Annotated in this window: 2 pseudogenes; both read right to left on the bottom strand. The window is 51.9% G+C overall.

The annotated features are described in order from the left end of the window. Positions 1-86: 86 nt before the first annotated feature. Positions 87-734, bottom strand: a pseudogene (locus PA6_RS22270) (cation transporter); the annotation flags it as partial. After that, positions 698-956, bottom strand: a pseudogene (locus tag PA6_RS23710) (Tn3 family transposase); the annotation flags it as partial. The pseudogenes PA6_RS22270 and PA6_RS23710, both read right to left, overlap by 37 nt. Positions 957-1,148 lie beyond the last annotated feature (192 nt).

Genomic DNA, 1,148 nt, shown 5'->3' with positions numbered 1-1,148 from the left:
CCTTAGGTAGATCGAAAAAAGAAAGATTAATTTCCTCCCGGTTAAACCTCCACGTTGCTTAATGGGCGGAGGTTTGAGCACGATCATCAAGCCTTCATGGCAAGAATTCGCCGACCACCGTTGAGGACAAGCAGCCCGACAGCAAAACCAATGGCAAGGTCGGGATAAGGCGAACCCGTAAGCATAACCAGTAAGCCAGCAACAATAACCCCTAGGTTGGCCAATACATCGTTTGCTGAGAATATCCAGCTTGCTCGCATGTGAGCGCCACCATTCCGGTGTTTTGATATCAAGAGCAAACAGCCAACATTGGCCACAAGGGCGACCAGGCCAACCCCCATCATCAACAATGACTCAGGTTCGCTGCCGAAAATAAATCTGCGCACAACTTCCAATAAAACGCCTAACGCGAGCGCTATTTGTAGAAAGCCCGACAGATGTGCGGCCTTAAGCTGTAGACCCTTGCTCCGTCCAGCGGCATAGAAGGCAAGGCCATAAACAGCGGCATCGGCGAACATATCCAGTGAATCCGCAATCAACCCTGTGGACTCAGCAATAACCCCAAGAACCAACTCGGCTACAAACATAAGAGCGTTGATACCCAACAAAGCTTTAAGCACTCTGGACTCGTCTAGAGCCTCCTGGGCGTCAGCTTTCCCTCTCTGGGGTGCCCGCAGAATTCGGAAAAAATCGTACGCTAAGGTTTTCCGGGCAATCGTAGCGGCCTGAACTTCCCGACCTCCAGCCTGCGGCTCTGCCGCCAGACGTAATCGCCAGTCAGGTTGATGTGCTCCCAGCCCAGCGGCAACAGGTATTGCAGCAGCTCGCCGCCCACCGACTTGCCTCGACCAGCCCCAAGTGATGCGCTCCAGATACATCGTGTTCCATAGCACGATGGCCGTCACCAAGTTTGGGCTTCTGGCTCTGTAGCGCTGCGGCTCGAAGTTCCGATCCTGATTTTGCCTAAAACTGGACACTAGCTATTGTCTTTGAACAACGTCGATACGGTACGGGCAACATGGTCTGCACCGTCACTGATTTCACGCATAATAGTTGTTACAGTTGCGATCTGATCGTTGTTTTCTTCGGCGCTTCTAGCGATGCTGTTCATATCTATATTCAGTTGCTGAGTAAGCTTTCCGTTAGGG

The sequence above is a fragment of the Aquipseudomonas alcaligenes NBRC 14159 genome, from assembly GCF_000467105.1.
Classification (GTDB): domain Bacteria; phylum Pseudomonadota; class Gammaproteobacteria; order Pseudomonadales; family Pseudomonadaceae; genus Aquipseudomonas; species Aquipseudomonas alcaligenes.
Note: the sequence above shows the minus strand (reverse complement) of the source record. Positions and strands in the feature narration are given on the sequence as shown.